The following is a 558-nucleotide window of genomic DNA, read 5'->3' as shown; positions in this document are numbered from 1 at the left end:
GGCCGAGGCCGATGCTCCACAGGGCCAGCATCATGATGCCTACGGCTCCGCCGAAGTATCCGCCGTACACGGCGAGGAAGAACTGTCCGATCAGGACGGCTCGTGAACTCATGCCGACCGAGCGGCCCAGCACACTGCTCAGCGCCCTGGAGAGGTGACGGCCGAAGGCGAGGACCACTGTGGCGAAGGCCAGCAGCCACGGCGCCGCGGCGTCGAACGACGATGCGGGCAGCACCAGCAGCAGGCCGGCGCCGACTCCACCGCCCATCGCGCTGACCGCTGTCAGCGCCTTCGTGGACGTAGGCCCGACAGGGGTGAGTTCGCGTCGGTACACCCACGCGCCGGCCACGGCACCGGGTACGAGGGCGACCCGCGACACCGCGTTCGCCGTCACCGGTGACAGGCCGAAGGCGACGAGCGCGGGCATCGCCACGAACGTTCCCCCGCCTCCCATGGCGTTCAGGACTCCGGCGGCGACACCGGCCAGCAGGACAAGCGACACCTCGATCACATGCCGAGCATCGCCCTGTGACGAGCAGGTCCACAATGCGTCATCGG

General features: G+C 69.5%; 1 protein-coding gene. It reads right to left on the bottom strand.

The genetic code is table 11. The annotated features are described in order from the left end of the window. Positions 1–511 (bottom strand): TSUP family transporter (locus KDL01_RS41720; RefSeq protein WP_212534242.1); only part of this gene is annotated, 511 nt, incomplete at its 3' end. Between the last annotated feature and the right edge of the window lie 47 nt (positions 512–558).

Source organism: Actinospica durhamensis (assembly GCF_018139695.1).
Taxonomy (GTDB): domain Bacteria; phylum Actinomycetota; class Actinomycetes; order Streptomycetales; family Catenulisporaceae; genus Actinospica; species Actinospica durhamensis.
The sequence above is the reverse complement of the archived record's forward strand: the minus strand, read 5'-3'. Positions and strand labels throughout refer to the sequence as shown.